Source organism: Pseudoalteromonas sp. THAF3 (assembly GCF_009363775.1).
Classification (GTDB): domain Bacteria; phylum Pseudomonadota; class Gammaproteobacteria; order Enterobacterales; family Alteromonadaceae; genus Pseudoalteromonas; species Pseudoalteromonas ruthenica.
In genome coordinates, this window is the sequence record NZ_CP045418.1 from 1,811,441 (window position 1) to 1,834,775 (window position 23,335).

Below are 23,335 nucleotides of genomic sequence, written 5' to 3' on the forward strand. Positions count from 1 at the left end.
CTCGAGAAAACGCAAAAAAGTATAACAAAGGCATCGTACAAAAACGCCTTGTTTTGAGTTATGGAGCTCACAATGGATAGTATTTACCATTTCAATGCCACCCTCATCGATGGCACGCCCTATTCATTTAAACAGTTACAAGGACGCGTTGCACTCATTGTAAACACCGCCAGTACCTGTAACTTTAGTAATCAATATAGTGCGTTGGAGCGTGTTTTTAGCGACTACCAACAGCGGGGCTTAGTGGTATTGGGATTTCCTTGCAATCAATTTGGCCGCCATGAGCAAGGCTCAAATGAGGATATAAAAGCCTTTTGCACCAGCACATTTAATGTTAGCTTTCCATTGTTTAGTAAGGTAATGGTCAACGGTCCTGACGCCCACCCGCTGTTTAATTATTTAAAAGAACACACTCGGGGCATTGCACAAAACCGGGCAATAAAATGGAATTTCACTAAATTTCTAATAAACTCTCAGGGCCAACTGGTGAACCGCTACGCACCTCGGACCAAACCCGATACCCTTCGTGCGGTAATAGAGAGTCAACTTGATGAAATTAGCCCTATTCAGCTCGCAAAGGTATGAGCAACACGCATTCAGCGAACATTGTCCAGATAACGTTGAGATCCATTTCTTCGATGCTCAGCTTAATGAGCTCACTGCCTCGCTGGCGCAAGGGTGCGACAGCGTATGCGTATTTGTAAATGACGTGGTCAACAAACAGGTACTCGATAAGCTCAACGAGCTAGGTATTAAGCTGGTGTTACTGCGCTGTGCAGGTTTTAACAACGTTGATTTAGACCACGCCGCACGCTTAGGTATTGAGGTTGCGCGGGTGCCCGCCTACAGCCCAGAGGCTGTGGCAGAACATTGTCTCGCCCTGATCTTGACCCTATCGCGTAAAACCCACAAAGCCTATAACCGTGTGCGTGAGGATAACTTCGACCTCAACGGCCTGCTAGGTTTTAACTTACATGGCAAAACCGTGGGGCTTATCGGGTGCGGTAAAATAGGGCTCGCGCTGTGCCGTATACTGAACGGTTTTGGCGCCAAGGTGCTGGTGGTCGACCCAGCGAAGCCTGAAGGCGACTTTACCCTGGTCGATAAAGCCACATTATTAGCGCAAAGCGATATTATCAGCTTACACTGCCCCTTAAACGAGCAAACTCACCATATTATAAACAGCGACGCACTGAGCCATATGAAACGTGGCGCCATGTTGATTAACACCGGGCGCGGCGCGCTGCTCGATACCAAAGCCTGTATCAATGCGCTAAAAAGCGGTCAGCTTGGGTATTTGGGGTTAGACGTGTACGAGCAAGAGTCGGAATTGTTTTTTAAAGACCGCTCAGAGGAGATTCTTCAAGATGATGTCTTCGCCCGCCTACTTACCTTCCAAAATGTGTTGATCACCGGGCATCAGGGATTTTTCACCGAAGAAGCGTTGCAGCAAATCGTGCAAACCACCTTTGATAATTTACTGCAATACGCCAAGGGTGAAGCACTAACCAATCGCGTTTGCGCTCCTTAAAACACTAAGTGGCGCCGGCTATTTCAGCGCCACATTAATAAACACGGCGGTCATTAGCACCGGACATACTAGGCGTATATACCAGCGCAGCGCCACAATACTCATCTTGTCAGATTGCGCTAATTGATTACCACGGCGCCACACCCAGCCGAGGGTAAGAAAGTAGAACAACCCCATTAAAGGCAACTGGTACTGAGTAAATACTTGGATCACTAAGCCAAACAGCCAATCGAAATTAAATACTATGGTGAGCGATGCCAACATCACCACGGCGCTAACCAGCCAAGTGGCTGCTTTACGGCCGATACCATGATTTTCCACCAAAAACGCCACCGGGATCTCGGTCGAAGAAATGGTTGAGGTCAGCGAAGCAATCGACATGAGAACGAAAAAGGCCAAGGCAATCACCAGCCCCATGCTGCCCATGGTATTGAACAGTTGCGGGAGCACCGCAAAGATCAATTGCCCTTCGCCAATCAGTTTACCGTTCTGGAATACTTCCACGCCATTGTGGCTGGCGACAAAAATCGCGGGCACAATAAGCAGGCCGGCCAAAAACGCCACCGATGTATCAAGCGCCGCCACACTCAGGGTGAGCTTACCGATATTCGCCCCGGGCTTTAAATAAGAGCCGTAGATCATCATGCAGCCTACCCCCAGCGACAATGAGAAAAACGCTTGTCCCATGGCAGCGATGATTAAATCTGGGTCCCACACCTTGGTAAAGTCAGGTTGCAGATAATTACTAAAGCCTTCACCGGCGCCGGGTAACGAGCCGATATAGAAAATCAAGCCAACTAACAGCACCAAAAGCAACGGCATTAATCGCCGCGACCAGGCTTCAATCCCCGATTTAACCCCTTTTAAAATAATGCTTGCGGTTAACACCAACATCAGCGGCGTGAAAATAAGGTTTCGGGCGAGGGAGTCACCACTTAAAAATGCGGCAGCGTCTTCCATTCCCAGCATCTCGCACAGCGGCGCTAAGGCATGGGCCAACATCCATCCGGCAACGATGGAATAAAAGCTCAGCATGACAATGGCCCCGGCTAAACCGATATAACCAGCCCCTGCCCCGATTTTTGCTGCTTTTGGTTGCCAGGCCCGTTTGAGTGCTTGTACCGGGTTGGCTTGAGCGGCGTAGCCCAAGTACAGCTCAGTGAACAGTGCTGGCAGTGCCAAGGCAAAGATGACTATGAAATACACCAGTAAAAAAGCACCGCCGCCGTGATTCGCTGCTTGAGTTGGAAAACCCCAAATATTACCTAGGCCTACTGCTGCACCAGCTGCCGCTAGTACAAAACCTATACGGCTTTGGAAACCGTCACGCTTATTCGTCATTCGCAGGGATATCTGTTATTGTTTTGCCGCTATTAAATCATAATTACCCGTATTAAAGTAGTCATAGCCACGCTTATCGGAATGTCCTTGATGCTAAACCCTGCCTATCGCTTTTCACCTTTACCGACCGATACCGAGCAATATGCCAAGCACAGCAACGTGGTGTTGCTTTATTGTGCTAAGGCGCACAGTGAATTAGATGACTCACATTTGCACCGCATAGAGCAAGCGGTCTTAGCAAAACGTAAAAAGGTGCAGGCGCAGCAGGAATATCGCGCCACACGCTGGGCTATAAAACAGCTGGCGCGACAACTCTACCCACAGTATCGCGATTACCCCCTTGCTGCCTGGTGCAGTGAATTTGACGTTGGTCAGGCGCAGCTGGTGCTCAGCGTTGATGGCCACCCCCTCGATGCGCGGGTAGTCATCAGCCACGCTCACGGCCACATTGCCGTCGCGATGACGCGCGGCGCAGCCTTATTAGGCGTAGATATTGAGAAAATTGACAACGCACGCGCCTTTAAGAAGCTGGCGGCGCACTATTATCCTGAGGCCGAGGCAAGGGATATTGGCAGCGATGTTGAGACCTTTTTCCGGGTGTGGACATTAAAAGAAGCCTACGCAAAAGCGACTAAGCAACCCATTGCCACCTTGTTAGGCCAACCCATCTTGGAGCTTATCGCCGCCCTTGATGGCCAGGTGTATTGTCAGGAGCTATTTGCCGGGCACTTTGATATCAGCCTCATCACCGATACGCAGCGCCCGGTGCTTACTGTTAACCTTCCAGCAGCCGTTGATGAATAGTTTGCACCACCGCATCAGACTGGCTTTGCTCAACCAAGAAGCACAGGTTATGTTTCGATGCGCCGTGACAAATAAGGCGAATATCAAACTCACTGAGCACCTGCATTAAATTCAACTCGCTCTGACGCAGTACAATCTCCGAGCCAATTAACGCCACCAATGTGAGGTTATTCTCAACTGACACATGGCAAAACTCGCTTAAACGCTCAAGGGCTTGCTGATCTAGCTCCGGACGACTGGCATTCGGGGCATTATCGAGCGTCAGTGCGACACTTATTTCCGAAGTTGTGACCAAATCAACGGAGATTTTATGCTCACTCAAAATAGTAAACACCCGCGCTAAAAAGCCGCTCGCTAATAACATTTCCGGGCTTTTTAGGGTCAAGAGAATTTGGTTTTTACGCTGAGTCACAGCGCGAACCCCGGCTAAAGTGTCTCCTTGTGGCGTTTTTTGTATCCAGGTTCCACCCCCTTGTGGTTCGCGACTGGAGCCAACAAACACACTGATGCCACTGCGCGCAGCGGGTAAGATAGTTGCCGGGTGTAAGACTTTTGCGCCAAAGGTTGCCATTTCGGCGGCTTCGTCAAAGCTTAAGTGGGCGATGGGTGCGGCTTTGGTACAGACTCTGGGATCGGTGCTGAAAATACCGACCACATCGGTCCAAATATATACGCTGTTCGCGCCAATCGCCTCGGCTAATAAGGCCGCGCTGTAATCCGACCCCCCGCGCCCTAACGTGGTGGTATCGCCATAGTCATCACTGCCCATAAAGCCCTGAGTGACAACCACTTGATCTTTAAGCAACGGCAGCAATTGGGCATGGGCTTGCTGTGCCGTAGTTTTAATATTGGGCTGGGCTTTGCCAAACTGACTATCTGTTTTGAGCACCGAACGCACATCAAAGCGCGTTGCCGCCACGCCGTGTTCCCGTAATACCTGAGTAAACAAATAAGAGGAGAAACGCTCGCCAAAACTCAGTAGCTCATCGCTGTGAGCGCTCGATTGTGGCGCTTGCGCAGCACTGCTTCGAAAGGCGCTCAAGGTGACATCAAAGCCGTGGGCTAAATCGGCATCAAGGCTGACATATTCGAGAATATTGAGCTGGATGGCGATCACCCCATCGATGTGCGCTTGGCGCTGCTGAGGCGTTAATGCACTTTGGCATAACGCTACCAGGTGATTGGTGACCCCGGCACTGGCGCTGACAACCACTACACGCACATTGTTATTATCTGCGATGATTTGTGCACACCGGCTCATAGCGCCATGATCGGCCACTGAAGTGCCGCCAAACTTGGCGACAGAATATTCCTGATTCATTATCTCTCCGAGATGAAAAACGAGTTATTTTTCAAATACAATCAGGAGAACTTGGCAAGACTAAAAAGGTAAGAATGTCCATTGCCAGAAGCCCTCCACCCCTACAGGTGACAGTTCCGAGGATTCAGCCTCAAGAACCGAAAGCCATTGCGACGCACAATGCACTTCCTCGGCGATAGTCTCCCTCATAAACGATCAAAGGCTGTCGTCGGCCTCACGTTTACTACCTAGCTATCGCACCTCTTCTGCGACACATTCGGTCTTACGACCGAAGTGAATCAGCAATGTACCTAGCAGACGGCTAGAAGTCAATATCACACTTCACTGGAAGGTGTTCTGGCGGTGAATGATTGCTTGGATACACAAGTTGGCCGCAGCCAGCCTGTGTATTGCCGATTATGGAATCTAATTAAGGTTGTATGGGGCAATGCTCACCATCAACTGGCACCCAAACAGTTCGCGTTTCCATACGACAATTATATTCGACGGTTTGCTCTTCTTGTTGAGTGAAATAGGAGTTGTGTTGATGCATATATACGCCACCGGGAGCCTGGCCAGAAGGTCCGGCAATTGTCCAGTTTGCTGGGCAACTTTGTGTTGATAATACAACGCGAGTTTCCCACTCTGGCGCATCGCTATTAGAAGCCGATGCTGTAAGCCTGTAGTGACAACGTTTGTAAGAAACGTCTACTAACTCGGTTCTATAATCACAGACTCTCACTAATCGCTCGTCCCAATACCCTCCGCAATTTACACTGTTTACTTGGGTATCATAGAAGGTATTGTAGTCTGTTACTTTTATTTGTGAGCTAGATGCCAATACATTATTGGCCACGAAAAAGAGCAACGCCAACACACAGGCTGATAAAATTTTTTGTCTCATTTTTATTTCCTTAACAATAGCTTGGAAACAAAAATGCTACATAAACTTATCATTTATATAAACAGAAACTAAGTTGATTGTTTTTCAATCAAGTCGCTATTAACCTATCAACAATAAATAAATCTGAACACCTCTTTTTCATTAAAAAGCCAACGTTATAATTCCTTAATTACGCAACAATCAACTTATAAAAAATTTCTTATAAAGAATAAATGCTCGATACTGTGTGAAAAATAAAGTTACCTTTCCTGTGAATAAAATCTTCATGAGATAAGCTAATAGTGAGTGCTCGCCAATATCTAAGAAAACTGACTACTGTCTTCAGTCATGCGCACCACCAAACCTTGGGCCACTAAAAAATGATAAAGCTGTAAATCGGCTATCAGGTCACTCGAGGAGAGCTCAAAGTCTTGAAAAGTTCTATTGTGATAGCGAAAACGAACAACATGTTCATAACGCTGGTGCTGGCAGTAAATTACCTCTTTGACATCAGCGAGCTTTATCGGCGTATCAAGTAAGTTCAGTACCCCATGCTCAACAAATATGGCACTACAGCGTATGGGCTCGATGCTCCATTGATACTGGGCACTGAGCATAAAGCTAAATATCAACACCGATATCGCTTGCGCCCAAAAGCTCTGCTCCATCATAAAATTAATAAAAAACAGTACATAGATAAACAATGCACCGGTGTATAAAGCGCGGGTGATCACCGCACGCGTGGCAAATTGCTTTTTGCGGGTAAGTTGACTCACTGGGGTCTTCCTTGTTTGATGAAAACTGAATTTAATGGCTGTAGGCAGACGGTTGTTTTATTAGCCGTTCATTGTCAACGACCATAGTCCATTGACCGTCGTTGTTGTTCGGTGGCTCGTTGACGATGAAGGTGGTGCTGAAAAAACCAATGCCAACACTGAAGTCGTCACCCTCGAATGATTGCAACGGCCCTTCCACTGAGGTAGAGCCCCCGTTTTTATAGCGTTTATAGGCAACTGTGCCATCTTCAAGAATCAATAAACTCATGCTGGGACTTTGCCAGTGCCCGACATAATCGCGCTTTTGTGCAGGGACGGGTTCTGCGCAACTGCATAGCAGTAAAATAAACGCCAAAGCCAGTAATACTAATCGCATCCGTTGCTCCGTTAGTTGTCGAAATAAGTTATAGGGTTGAGGTAGAAGGCTTTCTTGACGCCTTGGGGGGCGCTATCAATAAGCCAAAAGTAAGGAATTAAAGTCACCAATGAGTAGTGTAAATGAGCGGCTTTACCTTGGGCATTGCCGCTGGTGCCAACACTGCCTATTTGCTCACCGCCACTAAACCAACGACGTTCGCTATCACTGAAGCTGTCTAGATGAGCATAATAGTGTAATCGCCATTTTGGTCCGAGGGCAATCATCACATTGCCGCCCTTGGGCCACTGTCCACGATAAATCACCAAGTGATGTGAAGCGGCCACCACGTCAGTGCCTTTATTGGCAAAAATATCTACCCCTTTATGCACCCCAGAGCTTCCCCAAGGTTCATACCAAAAGGTATCTTGATGCCAATCAGCGCTGCTTGCCCCATGCACGGGAATGGTCACCGGCTCGGGCACTAGAAACGCGAATATAAAACCAAACAGTAATGCCGCCAAAACTAACCTCCTTGTTCTTTTTAAGTACCGTCTCGGCTTACTCATGAAGCTGTTTGCTCATAAAGTATTTTTTGCCGTCAAGCGGATATTGCTGTTGCACCCATTGTGTTTCATAGCCATGACGCTCATAAAACGGTTGCGCCTGAAAATCCAAGGTATCGAGCAGCACATAGGTGCACCCGCGCGCCTTTGCGGCTTGTTCTATGGCAGTGAGACACTGTGAGCCGATACCTTGCCCACGCAATGTGTCACTCACCCAAAGATAATCCAATAGCAACCAATGACCAAAGGTGCGGCCACTGGCACCGGCTTTTACTTCGCCTTGATCATCGCGCCAGCTAACCGCTAAAGGTTTACGTTCTACATTTTGCCAATGGGCCCAATTATATTGGCTGATTTGCTGAGCAATAAAGTCGAGTAAGTCTTGTTCTGGATTCTGTATTACTTCTAACGTCATATGACCTCTTAATACATAGATGCAGCTAATTAAACACCGATATAAAAAGCGAAGCTTACAGAGAAAGGAAATGTTTTGCAGCGATCAACGACCAGTTCTAAGAACCAAGGTGCACATCACTGCTAATAACTAAAAAATGGGCGCCAATCCTTTTTACCGTGTAATCGCAATCCATGCCTACATGTGTGCATTATGAGGGCCAAAATAATGGCCCTCATGCTGTCAATGATATACCACTTTGTAGTACTTAAACAAACGCACCCATCATGTAGGCTCCGCTGTAACCTACTGAATAAGCAATTAATAAGTACACCGTATTGCGCAGATAGCTCATAAAGGTAAGATCACGCACCTTACTCATGGCAATGATACCTGCGGCCGAGCCGATAACTAGCATCGACCCACCCACGCCGGTGGCATAGGTAAACGCGAGCCAGTCGCGGGTTTGCATGTGAATATCTGCTTTTAATAACGCTGCGGTCAGTGGCACATTATCCACCGCTGCCGAGAGTATGCCCATCAAGTAGTTGGCTTGATTCGGTGCCAATACTTCATACAAGTGGGTAAATTGCGCCAGCACTCCAACCTCTTTTAGTGCGCCGACCAACAGCAACACACCAACAAAGAACAGTAAGGTGTCGTATTCAATTTCACGAATGTAGTCGATGATTTTTTTATTCACGTCTTTTTTGCGCATCAAGAACTGGGCGCTTAGGAACATCACCGAAAGCCCGAACAAAAAAGTCAGCAAAGGCGGAATGGAATACAGCACACTCATGGTTAGAGTACCGATAATGGTGGAGATAAAAATAGCCGCAATGGTGATATCGGTCTTTTCTATCGCTTTAGGCTCGCCCAAGGCGAAGCTCACTCGGCCATTCATTTTCATCGATAACAAAGCAGCGAGCACAATAACGCTCAGTGCTGCTGGGGCCACTAGCAGCAGAAGATTAGCTATGGTGACTTTATCAGCAAGGAAGATCATTAGCGTGGTGACATCACCGGTAATAAGCGACACCCCCCCTGAGTTAACCGCGAAGATGATTAACGTAGCGTACTTAACCAGCTTGCGTCCGTCTAACTTCAACGACATCACCACCGCCAATGACACTAAGGTTGCGGTGATATTGTCGGAAATCGACGAAAACAAAAAGGCAAAACCAGCAATCAGGAACATTAATTTACGCTCACTTATTTCGCTGGGCAATACGCGTTGCACTAAGTTTTGAATGAACCCTTTGGAATTGAGATAGGCAACAAAGGTCATTGCCGCCATTAAAAATAGCCAAAGGGTGGCAATTTCTAAAATATTCTCATTGAGTTCATGCTTAATGTGGTCGAGGGAGTGACCGTTTAGTGGGGAGATAAAGAGGATGATCCAGCACAGGGTGCCGAAAAACAGCGTGGTTTTGGCCTTATTCACGTGGATGACATCTTCCACGACAATAAGCACAAAGGCCACGGCAATGAGCGTCAAGATGAGCGCACTGACCATTTTTGGTATTTTTCCTTGCTATAGGCGAATAGAACAATACTGCTAAGTTTACTGCCCGTATGCACACACCCGCGCTACAAAAAACAAACTTAGGAGTACCCTGGGTTAATTGTCAGACCAATAACAGGTTTTTGGTCTGCAAGCGGCGCGAATTCTAACACCGCTTATGTCCCGGGGCTATTACCAAATACGCTAATATGACAATTTTTTTACTCCCCTCGTGTAAAGCTTGCGCAACGGCGCAAAAGCTGTTTTACCCTTAGTTCGCTTTCGTTATAATCGCTCCCCATTGCCAAGCACAAAGAATACATAACATGATACTAGCCAAGCGCGTTCTCAATACGCTGACAGAGCTATGGCCGGTGCTGGAAACTCTGATTAAACGCTACAAGATGGGCGATTTCAGTATTAAAGAAGTGCAGAGTATAGTGAAGCAGCACTTTCCCCATTATTCCGGCGCGCAAATATACAAAGAAACCAACCGCCTACTCAATCAAGATATCTTGGTGCCCTTGGCCAAGTCTTCGCAGTTGGAGATTAACCGCGCCATTAGTGATTTTGCCGCTTACTTGTTGCAAGATGAAAGTCTCGGTGTGGCCGCAGAGATTCACGTTTTGGTGGAAGACCTGCAACGCTTAAGCACTAAATTGGCACAAGCGGTTGATGATGCTGATTACATGGATATTAGTCGTTACAGCCGGATTATGGATGAACGGGTTCGCAAAATCGTTAAGCTATATCGACATAACGAAAATGCCATTTACAACTTAGTTGAGCAAGCCAAGTCTGACGCCTCGCACTTGTCGCTGGCAAAGCGCTACAAAGCCGTTATTGAAGCGTTCGATGAGTACATCGAGCCGATGTTAGCCATGCTCGATATCAACGGCCCATTTCAGCTGTGCTTTGATGCCATTGAGCAAGGCCTCAGCGCGCACTTGTATACACTAAAGCAAAGTGGTCGTGACAGCGCCAGTATTCGCATGCTTGAGCAGCTGCGCACCCGCATCCTCGATATGCATCAAGTGGGTCAGCAAAGCTTGCGTCACAGCGCCGATATTCTTATGCCACTGCGTGAGGAATTACGACAAAACACATTGATCACCCGTCAGGCAGCAAAAGTGCTGGCACACATAAGAAAGCGCGGGTTAGACACGGTTATGAGTGCCCATCAGCCATTTTTCGCCTCCGATCCGATGCGCCACCAGCTCGGCAGTAATGCTCAGCTAACAGCCTATATGGCAGGGTTGGCTGAATTTGAAGAGCACGACTTTGAGCTGCCCGATGGCGACCAAGCTGCGCCCTATACACCGCCAGCGATCCCCGCTTATGGCGATGTGCGCGCTTTGTTTAAAAGCAACAATAAAAAGCGCGCAGGCAAACAACAGGTTATCGATGTACTCAGTGGCTCCTACCCAGAACTAGAAGCCGATGAGCTACTTTATCTGTATCAAAAGCTTATTAACGACGCGAGCTTAGCACTCGAGCAAGATGCCCACCCCGAACAAAAGACCTTCGCTGGCAAGCGCTTTACCTTGTATCCCTTCGTTGCCGCCAGCGAGCCCACTAATGAGAGTAATGACCCGGTATGAGTCAGATTGATTTATCGCAGCTAACGCAACTGCATTACATTAACAAAAAACTAGTCAGTGGCTACCACATCAGCGAGCAAGACAACTTGGCCTGGCAAGAGCTAGATCAACAGCGAGACCAATACGAGCTGTTATTTACGGCCTTAGGCCACACCCTTGTGCATGATGCGCGAGGCTTTTATTACTTCGCTATGGATGAAGGCACCGCCAATATGGGCAAAATATCGCGGGCCATCGCGCTTTTTATCTACACCTTAATCGAACACTACGCCAATGCCGGTAAAGATCCAATGCGTGCACTCTTCGACAGTGAGGTGGATTTAGAGCTATGCCAAGAGTTGGTATTGCACAACAAGGTGCTGTTTGACCAACTGGAGATTTTCTCCGGCACCGACCTGCGCAAAGACGTGTTAATGCGCATGGTGCGCTTGGGGCTATGCAAAGAAAAAGACCATGCCTTTCGCCTGCTCGCGCCCATCCATCGCTATTTAGATGCCCTATTAGAAGTAAACAGTGATGCGCTAGAAAGCGCCGAGGAGCTATAAATGCAGCAGTTACATGGATTAAGCAAACTCGCGTTGTTAAATACTGCCGGCTATGCCAAGTGCGTTATCCCCTTGCATAAAAGTAGCTCTATATGTGCTCCTAACAACACCGGAAAAAGCTCGGTCATTAATGCCTTACAGTTTCCTTTGATTAACGACTTGCGGCTCACCGAGTGGGATGGCCATGACTTAGAGGAAACTCGTAAGTTTTATTTTGCCTCCGACCAATCCTACATTTTATTGGAGGCCGATCTTCCCCATGGCAAAGTGGTCATCGGCGTCGCTGGGCTGGGTAAAATCGCCGGTTTCGCTCATCAGTATTTTTGCTATAACGGCGCTTTAAATTTAGAAGATTTTACCGACAATAAACGCATCGTTAAGTACACCCGGCTATTTAAGCATTTACAGGACAAAGGCTACCAGCCGCTCGAGCTCAAGGCGCAAGAGCTCAATGCCTTGCTGATTGGCGGTGCTACACCCTTTGACGGCGATATCAACTTACGCATGATCCCGCTTAATAATGTCAGCGACGCGCCTACTTACAAAGAAATTTTTCGCCGTATGCTTAATCTTCATAAGCTCGGGGCCGGCGATGTTAAACGCTTTATGCTGCGTGTGTTTGAACGTCATATGTCCAATGCCCATGTAGACTTCTACGAAGTGTGGCAACGCGCCTTTGATAAGGTTAACCGAGCCCGCCGCGAGCTCAATGCATTAGAGACCATGCAAGAGCCCATTGCCGCCTTAGAAAACATGCTGGAACATCAAAGTGCGCTCAAGGGTAAGCTGGGTGCCTATGGGCCGAAAATAGATGTTGCCTTGAGCGAGTACGCTGAGTATTTCGAGGCGCAAAATGACGAGCTCAATGAGCAACTCTCGGCCATTGAGTCGCAAAAGCACGAGTTTGAGCAAAAGCAGCGTTTATATGTGCAACAATCTCGGGATATTGAGCGCAAAATTACCGAACTCAACGCCTGGTTTAGTGATTTTGATGCTCTGCATCATGAATTTGAACTCGCTAATAGTGATACCTTACACAGCGAGCTAAAAGCGCTGAAAGGTGAATATGAAACCCTTAGTCACTCATTGAAAAGTGCCGAAGGACAAAGCTTACACACCTTAGATTTCCGTATTAAGGAAACGCAAAAGCAAATTAAAAGTCTGAAATTGCAACTCAAAAACCTTGAGTACAACCTGTTTACTCGCATGCGCGAAGATTTATCGCTTAAAGAGGTTGAAGAAATTTCGCGCATTTTAAACCCAGACTTGCTCTCTTTTGCCACCACCAGCGGCGGCGAAATTAGCATAGACGATGAGCACGCCTTTGGCGACTTCTTAAGCCTGTTGAGCGAGGCGATACGCGGCGGTGAGTTAGTGCTGCCCGGGGCCACCATCAAGCTTAAAAAGCTGCCTGTGGTGCAAATGCAAAGTGGCGCCGATAAAGCACAGCTCACCGAGCAATTGCAGTCATTGGAGCATTCATTAACCGATTTAAAGGCGCAGCGTGACGTAGCCGCCGATGTCGCCGGCAAACAAGCTGAGCGTGACGCCCTTTATGAGCAGTTGATGGCCCAAGAGGCGGCATTAAAGCGCTATGAGCAATACCAGGTGATGCAGCGCTCGCAGCAAGCGCAGCTGGCACTGATGGAGACCCTGAACGGTGAACAAGAAGAGGTGGATGGTTATCTCAGCGAGGTACAGCAAAGTGCAGCGGGGATTGCCGATAGCCGCGCGATTGTGAACTCCAAGATTGAAGTCCTGGCACGACAAAAGGCACGCTTAGAGCAGGTTAAAAGCGAGCGTATCGATCACACGTTAGATGTTGTAGGCGGTAAGGTGACGCCGTACTTAATCGACATTAACTTTGATTTTGATTCACTGGCTGACACCATTCATACCTTTAACAAAGATTGTCAGGAGCTGCGCAACTTCGATATTAATATTCGCAACACCTACTTACACATCTACAATGCCGGGATTACCAAGTTCGACAATGAAAGCGATGAGCTGAGTAAATACCAAAAACTCATCAGCGCCTATCACAACATTGATAACGAGCGCGAAGCCGTCAACCGCCAAGCCCGTGTGGCCCTCACCGAGGTAGCGGCAACGATCAAAGGGTTACGCCAAGACCTTGATAGGTTAACGGCAGAGATGCGGTTATTTAACGATGGCATCAGTGAGCAGCAAATCTCTAACCTGCAAGGCTTTAAAATTGATGTGCTGCCTAGGCAGATGCTAGTGCAAAGCATTGATACCATTTTGGCGACCTCTGATCTGTATGAACAGGGTGACAGCCTTGATTTGCTCTCAGAGCAACATATCAACGAGTCGCAAGTGAATGAGGCGAAAGATCAGTTAATTAAGCTCGCCTCGGAAAAGGCAGGGCTGACATTGAGTGATTTATTCGATATTCGCTTTCAGGTGATTAATCGCGCTGGCGAAACCGAGTACTTCGATAAAATAGACTCCGCTGGCTCCAATGGCACCCGTATCACCATTAAACTGCTATGTGGCATGCTATTTATACGCCATTTGCTATCCGACAAAGAAAAGAGCCTGTATCGCGTGCCTTTATATATTGATGAAGCGGCTGATATTGACCCACAAAACCAACAGGCGATCATTGAAACCGCACTGAGCTTTGGCTTTGTGCCTATTTTTGCTTCGGTGAAGCCGCAAATAAGCTGCGACTATATCGTCCCGATTCGCACCCTAGGTGATGGTAAACAGAACTGGGTTGACGAGCGTGACTGGATTAAAGTAGAGCAAGACCAAGCTAGCTAAAAACTGACTGCGATGGAAGGCACTTATTTCTGTCGCCTTTAAATTAGCTACCACGCTGGGAGCACAGAGTGAGAAAAGGATTTTTGTGTTTGTTAGTCGCGGCGTTTTTGCCGCTTAATTGCAGTTATGCTGGGCAAGCGCCAAGCCCGAGTATGCTTGATGCCCAGCAAGATTTTTTGCAAAGAAGTATACAACAAACCCCCTTTAGCGCAGTGGTGCGCGTGCACAGCGTCAGCAGTATTACCGATGATAAGGCTTTAGTGTGGCATATCTACCGTGGCGAGATTATCACCCCAATACGAGGACAACAAAGTGGTGATATTAGCTACGCGATGTTGGTGGAAAAAGGCGAAGAAGCGTTATTCCCCGCAGCGCCGGTGTTACTGACACTGTGCTTAAATGAGAACGCTGCCATCCCGAGTGACTTCTATTGGCCAGGCACGGGGGCCGAATTTGCAATAACCCCTGAGCTACTCCAAGTTGCTCAACTAGCTGGTGCTCGCAGTGACCAGACTCAAAAAGCGTTTATCATGTGTGATTAAGTAAAAAGTGATACTTTGATAGCTACACGTTAATAGCAATAAATCAGGGAAGAAAACGATGCAAAGCATATTGCAATATTCGGGGATCGCTGCCTCTATCTGGCTCATCACTGGGGTCTATGTTGCGTCACTGTTCTATCCTCAATACAGCCATACTCGCCAGTTTTGTAGTGAGCTTGGCGCCACAGGCAGCCCGACACATACCCTCTCACCGCTGATAAATAATTATCCATTAGGGCTGCTCTTTACTCTGTTTGGCGCTTATGTCATCAGCGTCAGCGACGGTTCACTGGCCTATCTGAGTATCGGCATCTTAGTCATTGTGCATGGGGTATCAACCTGGGGGTGCGGGCTGTTTGCGATGGATAGCGACCCCTATACTGAGCACCCCACCCTGAGCTGCACCATTCACTCCTATTGTGGGGCGCTGATGTTGCTTTCCTTGCTCATTGCCCCGAGCATAGTCGCGTTATCATCGAAGTTCACATCGCTTATGCGGGGATTCTCGCTACTGTGTGTCTGCGCCTGCTTATATTTTTGCTATCGGCTTCATCTAGCTTTTAAAGCCCGCACTTACCCAGGCCTATATCAACGTTTGAGTTACGGCTGGCAAATCTTATGGTTGGTGGCGTTCTCATTTTATATAACTGACTAGACACACCGCTGTGTTATTTAGCGCAAGGCAAAATTGACCGCCGCTTGCGCATGCAGTGCCGTGGTGTCAAATAATGCGATGGCGGTGTCTTGTTGCTTTAGCAACAACCCGATTTCTGTACACCCTAAGATGACGCCTTGGGCTCCTTGGTGGCCGAGCTCAGTGACAATATTGAGGTAATCAGACTTAGCCTGCTGACATATATGCCCTTTACACAATTGCTGGTAAATCACCTCGTGAACGCGCTGGCGCTGCTGAGCATTCGGCACTAGGACACTGATATTGAACTGCTCATACAAGCGCTGGCGGTAAAAAGGCTGCTCCATGGTAAACGCCGTGCCCAATAGACCTACGGTGGTAATTCCCTGTTGTTGCAGCGCTTCACCGACCGCATCAACGATATGCAAAAGTGGTATAGCAATATGGGCGCTTACCTCATCGGCGACTTTATGCATGGTATTGGTGGCGATAAGCACACAGTCAGCACCTGCACGCTGTAACTGTGTTGCAGCATAGCCGAGGCGATCCGCCAGTTGCGACCACTGATTGTCGTGCTGTAGCTGCGCTATAGTGGCAAAGTCGACACTATTGAGAATTATTTGAGCACTGTGCAGCCCCCCTAATCGCTGCGCCACGCCTTGATTTATAAGTTGATAGTAACTTTGTGTACTTTGCCAGCTCATGCCGCCAATAATGCCTAGGGTGTTCATCGCTTACTCACTGTAGCTGTATAAGGATTCACCAAAGCGCTCTCGCTTGGGCAGATAATAATGGTCATAGTCCAAAGAAAAGGCCACGTGATGAGCTTTCCCTTTTAACTCTCCCCGTGGCACTAAGCCATAATAGCGTGAGTCGGCACTGTTACGGCGGTTATCGCCCATCATTAAATAGTGATCGCTGGGGATCAGTATCGGCGCAAAGTTACCAGCATGCATGGCACGGGTTTTATCAATACGAATGGCATGGGCGAGGTCACCGAGCAACTCGGTGGCAAACAACGCCTTAGCGTTCTCCTTTGTCACCTTATAACGCTGCGCCTGGCCATTGATAATTAACACCTCATCGTGCATTGCGATGGTATCGCCTGGCACTCCCACAACACGCTTAATGAGTCGGTTATCAGCTGCCAGGGAATCAAACACCACAATATCGCCACGCTCTGGCTCGCCCATTCGTAACAGCGAAACATCACTAAAAGGGATGCGCAAATCATAGGCCATCTTATTCACGGTAATCCGGTCACCCACTTCTATTGTTGGCAGCATAGAGCCCGTCGGCACGGTATACCAATCGGCAAAAGCGCTGCGAAATACCGACATGCCGATTATAAAACAGATAAATCCACGGTTGTTCTTAATTAATTGCGCAGCCCAATGGCGGCGTTTAGCTGGTTGAGACATGGTTCACTCCTTTTTGCCTTAGGTGGGCGCGAGCACAAAAAGTTCGGCGAAAAATGTAAAAGAGTGTGTGCGGTTGCCCTTGATTGAAAAACAAAACGGCCGTGCTGACAGCAAAAAAAGAATATCAACGCGGCCACAAGCGAATGCTTGGCCGCGTATTTAAGCTATCTTTCGGGTCACCCACCAGGTGGCTATTTGCATCAATAACGCGCTGACTAAACAAGCCAGTAGGCCGCTTTGTTGGTATAACCAGCCCGATAACACGGTGCCAATAAGCCTTCCCATGGCGTTGGCCATGTAATAAAAGCCCACATCCAAAGACACTGCATCTCTGTCTGCGAGTTTGACGACTAGGTAACTATGCAGCGATGAGTTAACCGCAAACACCGCACCAAAACATAATAACCCGACCACCAAGACAATATTTTGCACACTCTGGGTGGTGGCAAACAGCAACCACACCGCTATTAACAGCGCCGTTGTTAGCGTCAACAATGCACTAAATGCGGTTGCTTGGTGAAACACCGACACCCTGGCATGACGGCTCAAGCGCGGCGCGATACTTTGCACTACGCCATAGCCAATAATCCACAGCGCCATAAAACTGCCAACCTCAGTGTGTTGCCAACCTAGCTCACTAATAAAGAACACCGGTAAGGCCACCACAAACCAGACATCGCGAGAGGCAAAAAGCAACATACGCGCAGCTGCTAGGCGATTCAGTGCAGCGTTCTTAGAAAACAATTGTCGAAATTTAGGTTTAAACTTACTACGACCTAGATCCTCACCGAGCAACAGGGCACTGAGGATAAAGCCAGCACCCACCACGACCATTAACGCAATCACTGCACCGCTAAAACCGAGTAACGACAGCAGCGCACCACCAGCAAAGTAGCCCGCCCCTTTTAAGGCATTTTTAGACCCGGTGAGTAGCGCTATCCAGCGGTATAAACGCCCTTGTTGTGTGTCACTGACCACGGTTTTAATGGCACTTTTCGCGCTCATTTTATTGAGATCTTTAGCTATGCCACTGAGTGCCTGCGCTGCCATTACCCAAGGAACACTGAGCCAGCTGTTATCCACTAACAACATGGCCAGAGCAATCAGTTGCAATCCCATGCCTATTTGCATGGTGCGATTGAGGCCGATACGGGCCCCAAGCCAACCTCCTACAAGGTTGGTTACCACGCCAAAAAACTCGTAAAACAAAAACAGCATGGCGATGGCCAAAGGCGCATAGCCGAGCTGGTAGAAGTACAGAACCACCAGCATGCGCAGCGCGCCATCACTGAGCGTAAAAGCCCAATAATTTGCGGTGATCACGCCATACTGCTGAATTGGCGAAGTATTCATAGCAGGTCCCTACAGGCTATTGCCGACTTTGCGCATCAGCTCGGCGGCACGATTGGCATAACCCCACTCGTTGTCATACCACAGGTACAACTTCGCCTGGGTGCCATTGACCACCATGGTCGACAGTGCATCGACGATGCTTGAACGCGGATCGGTGCGATAGTCTATTGATACCAAGGGCTTTTCTTCATAACCTAAGATGCCCTTTAGCTCGCCCTGAGCAGCCTCTTTAAACCAGGTATTTAACTCTTGCTCTGTGGTTTCACGGTTAAGCTCAAACACGCAGTCGGTGATCGATGCATTCGCTAGGGGCACTCGCACTGCGTGACCGTTGAGCTTGCCTTTAAGTTCAGGAAAGATATGGGTGATGGCCGTGGCCGAGCCGGTGGTGGTCGGGATCAGGCTCATACCACAGGCGCGCGCTCGACGTAAGTCCTTATGAGGGGCATCCAAAATCGTTTGCGTATTGGTGATATCGTGAATAGTAGTCATGGAGCCATGCTTAATACCAATTTTATCTTGCAACACTTTAACCACCGGCGCGAGACAGTTAGTGGTACATGAAGCCGCAGTGACAATATCATGGCTATCTGGGCAATAAAGCGCATCATTAACGCCCATCACCACATTCAGGACGCCTTGCTCTTTAACCGGAGCGGTGACCACGACTTTACGCACCCCTTGAGTAAGATACTGGCGCAGCAGTTCGGTTTTTTTCATCTTTCCGGACGCTTCAATAACAATATCGCACTGCGACCAATCGGTATCAGCAATCGCCTTATTGGCGCTGCATTGGATTCGCTGCTCATTGATGCACAGAGCCTCATCATCAGCGCTAACTGGGTATTGCCAACGTCCGTGCACCGAATCAAATTCCAATAAGTGCGCGAGCGTAGCAGCATCACCTGCGGGGTCGTTGATATGAACAAACTCTATTTCCGGCCAGTCATAGGCCGCGCGCAACACCAACCGTCCCATGCGGCCAAAGCCATTAATGCCTACTTTCAATGTCATGGTTTTCTCCATCAATCGCAGCACGAGGGGCGATTATCCATTGCCTGTAATCGCGCCAGTGCATCTTCTATTAATTCTGCTTGGTTATTTAGCGTGGTGGTTATAATCTGCTGCCGCCACTGGGGTTGGTTGGAGTCGATACGATAATACACCCATTGACGGTCTCGACGTGTCGCCAACACCCTCGCCTCTTTTAGCAGCGCCAAATGGCGAGATATTTTCGGCTGGCTCAGTGCCAAGGCGCAAACCAACTCGCACACACACAGCTCTTTTTGCTCGGCAATAAGTAAACACGTCTGTAGACGAGTATCATCACTGAGCGCTTTAAAAAAATGTACAGCCATACACTATATATACGAAATATCGAATATACCTATCTTACCCTTAACGTTGTATATATGCAATAACGTATATATGGAAAGTTATATATAAGCTATCCGCGCTGGATAGACTTAGGCGTGAAGGTCACATGCACGCTTAAACCTCGTTGCGGTAGGTTGTGCAAGGTGATTTGGCCATCTAAATTACTACGGACTAGGTTGTAGACAATCGCCAAACCCAACCCAGTGCCACCTTCATGACGCTTGGTGGTAATGAAAGGCTCAAATGCTTTGCTCAATAACGGCTCCTCAATGCCGGGCCCATTGTCTTCTATAAACAAGTGCAACGCGCTATTTTGCTCTTTCACTCTGATACCGACTTCCAGCGTGCGCCCGTTTGTCTTACCATGCATCAAGCAATTGCGCACACAGCAGGTTATAATATGGGTCAGCGCTGCGGGTGAAGAAATGATCTCAAGCTGCTCATCAATATCAATGTGGTAGATAGCCACAGCCGAATCAAACTCAGACTGCAAACTAGTCATGATATGACTCACAGTTGTGCGCACATTAAATAGGCCTTCTTTGTCATACTGGTTTTGTGCCGCCATCATTTTAAATGTATCAATCAAACTGGCGCTGCGATTGAGGTTATTTTCCAACAGCGCTAACGATTGCTCGGCGTTATCAATAAGTGCGCTGAGAGTATGTTTTTTCAACTTTCCGGTGGAAAAATCTGTTTTCAGTAAGGAAAATTGGTCTTTCAACAATGACTGGCTAGTAATGGCAACGCCAATTGGCGTATTAAGTTCATGGGCAAAGCCACTGACCATACTGCCTAAACTGGCGAGCTTAGCCTCCTCTACCAGCTTATTTTGTGCGTTCGCTAAGCGTTCAAGAAGTTCTTCAATAAAGGCAAAGAGTTGATCGATATCCTGACCCAACCGTCCTATTTCATCGCGCCCATCCAGCCCAGTGCGTGAGGAGAAGTCCTCTTCATCCATGACTTGCCTGATTTGCCGGTGTAAGCGGGTGAGTGAATCATTGACACGCATACTCAGAAGCTGCAAGAACGCTAACAGCACCACGGCAACAAGAACCACAACCACCAAGGTGGCCGTAATCGCAAGTAACGCATCATCGATTTGCGTTTGCGTATATTGAATATCGAGTCGCTGCAGTAAGTCCTCGATGCGGCTTTCCTGCTGCCTCAACGTCTGCCTTATTCCCTCATCACCATGCACACCAATGCGGTTAAACAGCGCCACCACTTCTGCAAAGTTTTGCCCATAACTTTTAAGTATACGAGACGCACTATTGCCTAGTCGCTGGCGCTCAATAAGGGTGAGGATAGCGTCATAATGCTGGCGATGCTGCGCTAGGTACTGGTCATCAAAGCGCATTAAGTAATCCTTTTCACGCCTTCTTAGCTCTAATACTTCGTTGTTTAGAATGAGGTTGTTCTGCTCTTCGGCTAACTCTTGAAGTTTATGTGCTTGGGCACGAAAGTGCTGGCGTAGACCTTTATCCTCATTGAGTCCCATACGCGTTAACAAACTCACCAAGGTATTGAGGTGTGCTATGTATTCCTCTAGGGCCTGCTGAGTTTCAGTGATAAGTGCAGATTGGGCATGGGTTTGGGCATTAAAAGGATTACTTAATTGCGCGGCAATATGACTGTCTATTTGCCGATGCAGTGCCTGCACGCTGGCTTCGTCGCGATTCAGTAACAGCTCGTTTTTTAATATCACTAATCGGTCTACAGAATACTGATATTGCTGCACCTGACGCTGCACGTCAGTTAAGGTGTGCAAACTAAAGTAGACATAAGTTGTGGCGGCAATTAAGGAGCCAATAATGAGGACAGCTGAGCCCAAAAGCCAGGTTGCAAAACGTTGTAATTTCAATGTATTGATTTATGTAGTCAACGTATTTAAGAGCATAGTTGGCTTCAACTACAAGTCAAAATACCAAGCATAAAAAAAGCCGCTCAAGGCGGCTTTACTTAACAACAATGGAACTATAAAAACTGTGCTAAGTTTTTCACTTGATCTAACATCCGATTTGAGAATCCCCATTCGTTGTCGTACCAAGCCATTACTTTAACCAATTTACCATCGACCTTGGTTTGCGTTGAATCAAACACTGATGATGCAGGGTTATGATTAAAATCGATAGAAACCAACGGTAGCTCGTTATAATCAAGCACTTGGCTCATCGCACCTTGGGCTGCGGCTTTGACGATTTCATTGACTTCGCTTGCACTGGTGTCGCGTTTGGCAACAAAGGTTAAATCGACCAAAGACACGTTGATGGTCGGTACTCGTACCGCCATGCCATCAAGTTTGCCTGCCAGCTCTGGAAGTACCAAACCAACGGCCTTAGCAGCACCAGTTTTGGTAGGGATCATCGACTGCGTGGCGCTACGGGCACGGTAAAGGTCGGGGTGATATACATCAGATAAATTTTGGTCATTGGTGTAAGCGTGAATCGTCGTCATGCTGCCTTGCTCTATACCGATGCTGTCATTCAGTGCTTTGGCCACGGGTGCTAAACAGTTGGTGGTGCAAGAGGCATTAGAAATAATCGTGCTGCTGGCATCGAGAACATCATCGTTAACACCATGAACGACGGTGGCGTCCATATCAGTACCTGGTGCTGAGACAATCACCTTCTTGGCACCCGCCTCAATGTGCTTAGCGGCGCCTTCACGTTTGGTGAATAAGCCTGTGCACTCGAGGACAATATCGACGCCCAGCTCTGCCCAAGGCAAGTTCGCTGGGTCACGCTCTTGTACCAGCTTAATTTCATCACTGCCAATCACCATCACATCATCTCGCAAGGTTACTTTTTGCGAAAACTGGCCGTGCACGGAATCGAACTGTGTTAGGTGTGCATTGACGTTCGCCGGCGCCAAGTCATTAATGGCAACAATTTGAATATCAGTATTTAAACCAGACTCGTACAGTGCACGCAAAGTGTTGCGACCAATACGGCCATATCCGTTAATAGCAACTTTAATCATCTTACTCTCCCCTCGACTATTTCAGTTGGCTGGCTTGACGTGCGAGCTGCTCAATTGCGTGCCAGTCCTGTTTTTCAATAAGTGTTTTATCTAGCATCCAAGTTCCGCCCACACAGACTACGTTGTTAAGGGCCAAATACTGGGGTGCGGTGTCTAAACTAATGCCACCTGTAGGGCAAAACTTCACTCCAGGTAATGGCCCACCAATAGACTTAAGCATCGCTGGGCCTCCTGCTGCCTGGGCAGGGAAAAACTTCAAAAAAGAGAAGCCACGCTCAGCGAGCCTCATTACTTCGCTTGGCGTGGCCGCTCCGGGCAAGAAAGGGGTATCGCACTGACTAGCAAGCTCTAGCAGTTGGTCGTTAACACCGGGACTGACCATAAAGTCAGCTCCGGCTGCAATAGAGGCATCAAATGTGGCTTTATCAATCACCGTACCGGTGCCTACATACGCGTCAGGAACGGCCTGTTTCATCACCTTTACTGCTTCTGCAGCAACGGGTGTACGCAAGGTGATCTCCAGTGCTTTAAGACCGCCGTTATATAAAGCTTTCGCTAGTGGCTCGGCATCTTCTAAGCGGTCGATAACAACCACTGGCACGACCGGTGCCGATGTTAAAATCTGTTCAATTGACATAG

24 protein-coding genes and 1 riboswitch are annotated in these 23,335 nt (G+C 48.1%); of the genes, 8 read left to right on the forward strand and 16 right to left on the reverse strand.

The annotated features are described in order from the left end of the window. The first annotated feature begins 72 nt into the window (after window positions 1-72). Together FIU82_RS08330 and FIU82_RS08335 are read left to right on the forward strand one after the other, a co-directional pair. Complete coding sequence (locus FIU82_RS08330; RefSeq protein ID WP_022945131.1) at window positions 73-585, forward strand: glutathione peroxidase; 513 nt, start codon at window positions 73-75, stop codon at window positions 583-585. Then, complete coding sequence (locus FIU82_RS08335) at window positions 551-1,531, forward strand: 2-hydroxyacid dehydrogenase (protein WP_152440826.1); 981 nt, start codon at window positions 551-553, stop codon at window positions 1,529-1,531. The genes FIU82_RS08330 and FIU82_RS08335 overlap by 35 nt, the downstream gene beginning before the upstream one ends. Window positions 1,532-1,549: 18 nt before the next feature. Here the strand turns inward: FIU82_RS08335 and FIU82_RS08340 are convergent, their stop codons facing one another. Further along, window positions 1,550-2,872, reverse strand: a complete 1,323-nt coding sequence (locus FIU82_RS08340) for a sodium-dependent transporter (protein ID WP_152440827.1) — start codon at window positions 2,870-2,872, stop codon at window positions 1,550-1,552. A gap of 90 nt (window positions 2,873-2,962) precedes the next feature. Between FIU82_RS08340 and FIU82_RS08345 the strand changes: the two genes are divergently transcribed. Next, a complete protein-coding gene (locus tag FIU82_RS08345) occupies window positions 2,963-3,676 on the forward strand; it encodes a 4'-phosphopantetheinyl transferase superfamily protein (RefSeq protein ID WP_172972723.1) in 714 nt (237 codons plus the stop codon). Here FIU82_RS08345 and lysC read toward each other — a convergent pair. The 7 genes from lysC to nhaD form a co-directional block, all read right to left on the reverse strand. Continuing rightward, complete coding sequence (gene lysC / locus FIU82_RS08350) at window positions 3,648-4,997, reverse strand: lysine-sensitive aspartokinase 3 (RefSeq protein ID WP_152440829.1); 1,350 nt, start codon at window positions 4,995-4,997, stop codon at window positions 3,648-3,650. The genes FIU82_RS08345 and lysC overlap by 29 nt on opposite strands. Before the next feature lie 80 nt (window positions 4,998-5,077). Continuing rightward, a riboswitch (Lysine riboswitch) is annotated at window positions 5,078-5,250 on the reverse strand. Between the two features lie 156 nt (window positions 5,251-5,406). Then, complete coding sequence (locus FIU82_RS08355; RefSeq protein ID WP_152440830.1) at window positions 5,407-5,880, reverse strand: hypothetical protein; 474 nt, start codon at window positions 5,878-5,880, stop codon at window positions 5,407-5,409. A 299-nt stretch (window positions 5,881-6,179) separates the two neighbouring features. Further along, window positions 6,180-6,635, reverse strand: coding sequence for a hypothetical protein (locus FIU82_RS08360; protein ID WP_152440831.1), 456 nt, complete (start codon window positions 6,633-6,635; stop codon window positions 6,180-6,182). Window positions 6,636-6,666: 31 nt separating this feature from the next. Continuing rightward, on the reverse strand, window positions 6,667-7,011 hold the full coding sequence (locus tag FIU82_RS08365) for a hypothetical protein (protein ID WP_022945124.1): 345 nt from the start codon (window positions 7,009-7,011) through the stop codon (window positions 6,667-6,669). Window positions 7,012-7,022: 11 nt separating this feature from the next. After that, window positions 7,023-7,514, reverse strand: a complete 492-nt coding sequence (locus FIU82_RS08370; RefSeq protein WP_022945123.1) for a M23 family metallopeptidase — start codon at window positions 7,512-7,514, stop codon at window positions 7,023-7,025. A gap of 37 nt (window positions 7,515-7,551) precedes the next feature. After that, window positions 7,552-7,971 (reverse strand): GNAT family N-acetyltransferase, encoded by a 420-nt coding sequence (locus FIU82_RS08375; RefSeq protein WP_151172626.1) that lies wholly within the window; start codon window positions 7,969-7,971, stop codon window positions 7,552-7,554. 247 nt (window positions 7,972-8,218) lie between these two features. Then, on the reverse strand, window positions 8,219-9,466 hold the full coding sequence (gene nhaD, locus FIU82_RS08380) for a sodium:proton antiporter NhaD (RefSeq protein WP_026111134.1): 1,248 nt from the start codon (window positions 9,464-9,466) through the stop codon (window positions 8,219-8,221). 314 nt (window positions 9,467-9,780) lie between these two features. On the opposite strand from nhaD, the gene FIU82_RS08385 reads away from it, so the two are divergent. From FIU82_RS08385 to FIU82_RS08405, 5 genes are all read left to right on the forward strand, one after another. Then, window positions 9,781-11,055: a hypothetical protein gene (locus FIU82_RS08385; RefSeq protein WP_152440832.1), complete on the forward strand. Its 1,275-nt coding sequence runs from the start codon at window positions 9,781-9,783 to the stop codon at window positions 11,053-11,055. After that, window positions 11,052-11,600, forward strand: a complete 549-nt coding sequence (locus FIU82_RS08390; RefSeq protein ID WP_022945119.1) for a hypothetical protein — start codon at window positions 11,052-11,054, stop codon at window positions 11,598-11,600. The genes FIU82_RS08385 and FIU82_RS08390 overlap by 4 nt, the downstream gene beginning before the upstream one ends. Further along, complete coding sequence (locus tag FIU82_RS08395; RefSeq protein WP_152440833.1) at window positions 11,601-14,387, forward strand: ATPase; 2,787 nt, start codon at window positions 11,601-11,603, stop codon at window positions 14,385-14,387. Between the two features lie 68 nt (window positions 14,388-14,455). Continuing rightward, window positions 14,456-14,929: a hypothetical protein gene (locus tag FIU82_RS08400; protein WP_152440834.1), complete on the forward strand. Its 474-nt coding sequence runs from the start codon at window positions 14,456-14,458 to the stop codon at window positions 14,927-14,929. Window positions 14,930-14,987: 58 nt separating this feature from the next. After that, complete coding sequence (locus FIU82_RS08405) at window positions 14,988-15,584, forward strand: DUF998 domain-containing protein (protein WP_152440835.1); 597 nt, start codon at window positions 14,988-14,990, stop codon at window positions 15,582-15,584. Between the two features lie 17 nt (window positions 15,585-15,601). Here FIU82_RS08405 and FIU82_RS08410 read toward each other — a convergent pair whose 3' ends face one another. The 8 genes from FIU82_RS08410 to FIU82_RS08445 form a co-directional block, all read right to left on the reverse strand. After that, window positions 15,602-16,294: an aspartate/glutamate racemase family protein gene (locus FIU82_RS08410; RefSeq protein ID WP_152440836.1), complete on the reverse strand. Its 693-nt coding sequence runs from the start codon at window positions 16,292-16,294 to the stop codon at window positions 15,602-15,604. 3 nt (window positions 16,295-16,297) lie between these two features. Next, on the reverse strand, window positions 16,298-16,984 hold the full coding sequence (lepB, locus tag FIU82_RS08415; RefSeq protein WP_152440837.1) for a signal peptidase I: 687 nt from the start codon (window positions 16,982-16,984) through the stop codon (window positions 16,298-16,300). A 159-nt stretch (window positions 16,985-17,143) separates the two neighbouring features. Further along, window positions 17,144-18,337, reverse strand: coding sequence for an organoarsenical effux MFS transporter ArsJ (gene arsJ / locus FIU82_RS08420; RefSeq protein ID WP_152440838.1), 1,194 nt, complete (start codon window positions 18,335-18,337; stop codon window positions 17,144-17,146). Between the two features lie 9 nt (window positions 18,338-18,346). Continuing rightward, a complete protein-coding gene (locus tag FIU82_RS08425; RefSeq protein ID WP_152440839.1) occupies window positions 18,347-19,351 on the reverse strand; it encodes an ArsJ-associated glyceraldehyde-3-phosphate dehydrogenase in 1,005 nt (334 codons plus the stop codon). An 11-nt stretch (window positions 19,352-19,362) separates the two neighbouring features. Then, a complete protein-coding gene (locus FIU82_RS08430; RefSeq protein WP_152440840.1) occupies window positions 19,363-19,695 on the reverse strand; it encodes a metalloregulator ArsR/SmtB family transcription factor in 333 nt (110 codons plus the stop codon). 89 nt (window positions 19,696-19,784) lie between these two features. Next, window positions 19,785-21,578 (reverse strand): HAMP domain-containing sensor histidine kinase, encoded by a 1,794-nt coding sequence (locus FIU82_RS08435; RefSeq protein WP_152440841.1) that lies wholly within the window; start codon window positions 21,576-21,578, stop codon window positions 19,785-19,787. A 113-nt stretch (window positions 21,579-21,691) separates the two neighbouring features. Next, the gene (gene gap / locus FIU82_RS08440; RefSeq protein WP_152440842.1) at window positions 21,692-22,696 is read right to left on the reverse strand and encodes a type I glyceraldehyde-3-phosphate dehydrogenase; all 1,005 of its coding nucleotides are present in this window, start codon (window positions 22,694-22,696) and stop codon (window positions 21,692-21,694) included. A 16-nt stretch (window positions 22,697-22,712) separates the two neighbouring features. Beyond that, window positions 22,713-23,333 carry a bifunctional 4-hydroxy-2-oxoglutarate aldolase/2-dehydro-3-deoxy-phosphogluconate aldolase gene (locus FIU82_RS08445; protein ID WP_022945107.1) on the reverse strand — a complete coding sequence of 207 codons (621 nt, stop codon included), beginning with the start codon at window positions 23,331-23,333 and terminating at the stop codon, window positions 22,713-22,715. Window positions 23,334-23,335 lie beyond the last annotated feature (2 nt).

Excerpts from the sequence above, each read along its gene's own strand:
- FIU82_RS08330 (WP_022945131.1), top strand. The coding sequence starts at position 73 with ATGGATAGTATTTACCATTTCAATGCCACCCTCATCGATGGCACGCCC.
- FIU82_RS08335 (WP_152440826.1), top strand. The coding sequence starts at position 551 with ATGAAATTAGCCCTATTCAGCTCGCAAAGGTATGAGCAACACGCATTC.
- FIU82_RS08340 (WP_152440827.1), bottom strand. The coding sequence starts at position 2,872 with ATGACGAATAAGCGTGACGGTTTCCAAAGCCGTATAGGTTTTGTACTA.
- FIU82_RS08345 (WP_172972723.1), top strand. The coding sequence starts at position 2,963 with ATGCTAAACCCTGCCTATCGCTTTTCACCTTTACCGACCGATACCGAG.
- lysC (WP_152440829.1), bottom strand. The coding sequence starts at position 4,997 with ATGAATCAGGAATATTCTGTCGCCAAGTTTGGCGGCACTTCAGTGGCC.
- FIU82_RS08355 (WP_152440830.1), bottom strand. The coding sequence starts at position 5,880 with ATGAGACAAAAAATTTTATCAGCCTGTGTGTTGGCGTTGCTCTTTTTC.
- FIU82_RS08365 (WP_022945124.1), bottom strand. The coding sequence starts at position 7,011 with ATGCGATTAGTATTACTGGCTTTGGCGTTTATTTTACTGCTATGCAGT.
- FIU82_RS08375 (WP_151172626.1), bottom strand. The coding sequence starts at position 7,971 with ATGACGTTAGAAGTAATACAGAATCCAGAACAAGACTTACTCGACTTT.
- nhaD (WP_026111134.1), bottom strand. The coding sequence starts at position 9,466 with ATGGTCAGTGCGCTCATCTTGACGCTCATTGCCGTGGCCTTTGTGCTT.
- FIU82_RS08385 (WP_152440832.1), top strand. The coding sequence starts at position 9,781 with ATGATACTAGCCAAGCGCGTTCTCAATACGCTGACAGAGCTATGGCCG.
- FIU82_RS08390 (WP_022945119.1), top strand. The coding sequence starts at position 11,052 with ATGAGTCAGATTGATTTATCGCAGCTAACGCAACTGCATTACATTAAC.
- FIU82_RS08395 (WP_152440833.1), top strand. The coding sequence starts at position 11,601 with ATGCAGCAGTTACATGGATTAAGCAAACTCGCGTTGTTAAATACTGCC.
- FIU82_RS08405 (WP_152440835.1), top strand. The coding sequence starts at position 14,988 with ATGCAAAGCATATTGCAATATTCGGGGATCGCTGCCTCTATCTGGCTC.
- FIU82_RS08410 (WP_152440836.1), bottom strand. The coding sequence starts at position 16,294 with ATGAACACCCTAGGCATTATTGGCGGCATGAGCTGGCAAAGTACACAA.
- lepB (WP_152440837.1), bottom strand. The coding sequence starts at position 16,984 with ATGTCTCAACCAGCTAAACGCCGCCATTGGGCTGCGCAATTAATTAAG.
- arsJ (WP_152440838.1), bottom strand. The coding sequence starts at position 18,337 with ATGAATACTTCGCCAATTCAGCAGTATGGCGTGATCACCGCAAATTAT.
- FIU82_RS08425 (WP_152440839.1), bottom strand. The coding sequence starts at position 19,351 with ATGACATTGAAAGTAGGCATTAATGGCTTTGGCCGCATGGGACGGTTG.
- FIU82_RS08430 (WP_152440840.1), bottom strand. The coding sequence starts at position 19,695 with ATGGCTGTACATTTTTTTAAAGCGCTCAGTGATGATACTCGTCTACAG.
- gap (WP_152440842.1), bottom strand. The coding sequence starts at position 22,696 with ATGATTAAAGTTGCTATTAACGGATATGGCCGTATTGGTCGCAACACT.
- FIU82_RS08445 (WP_022945107.1), bottom strand. The coding sequence starts at position 23,333 with ATGTCAATTGAACAGATTTTAACATCGGCACCGGTCGTGCCAGTGGTT.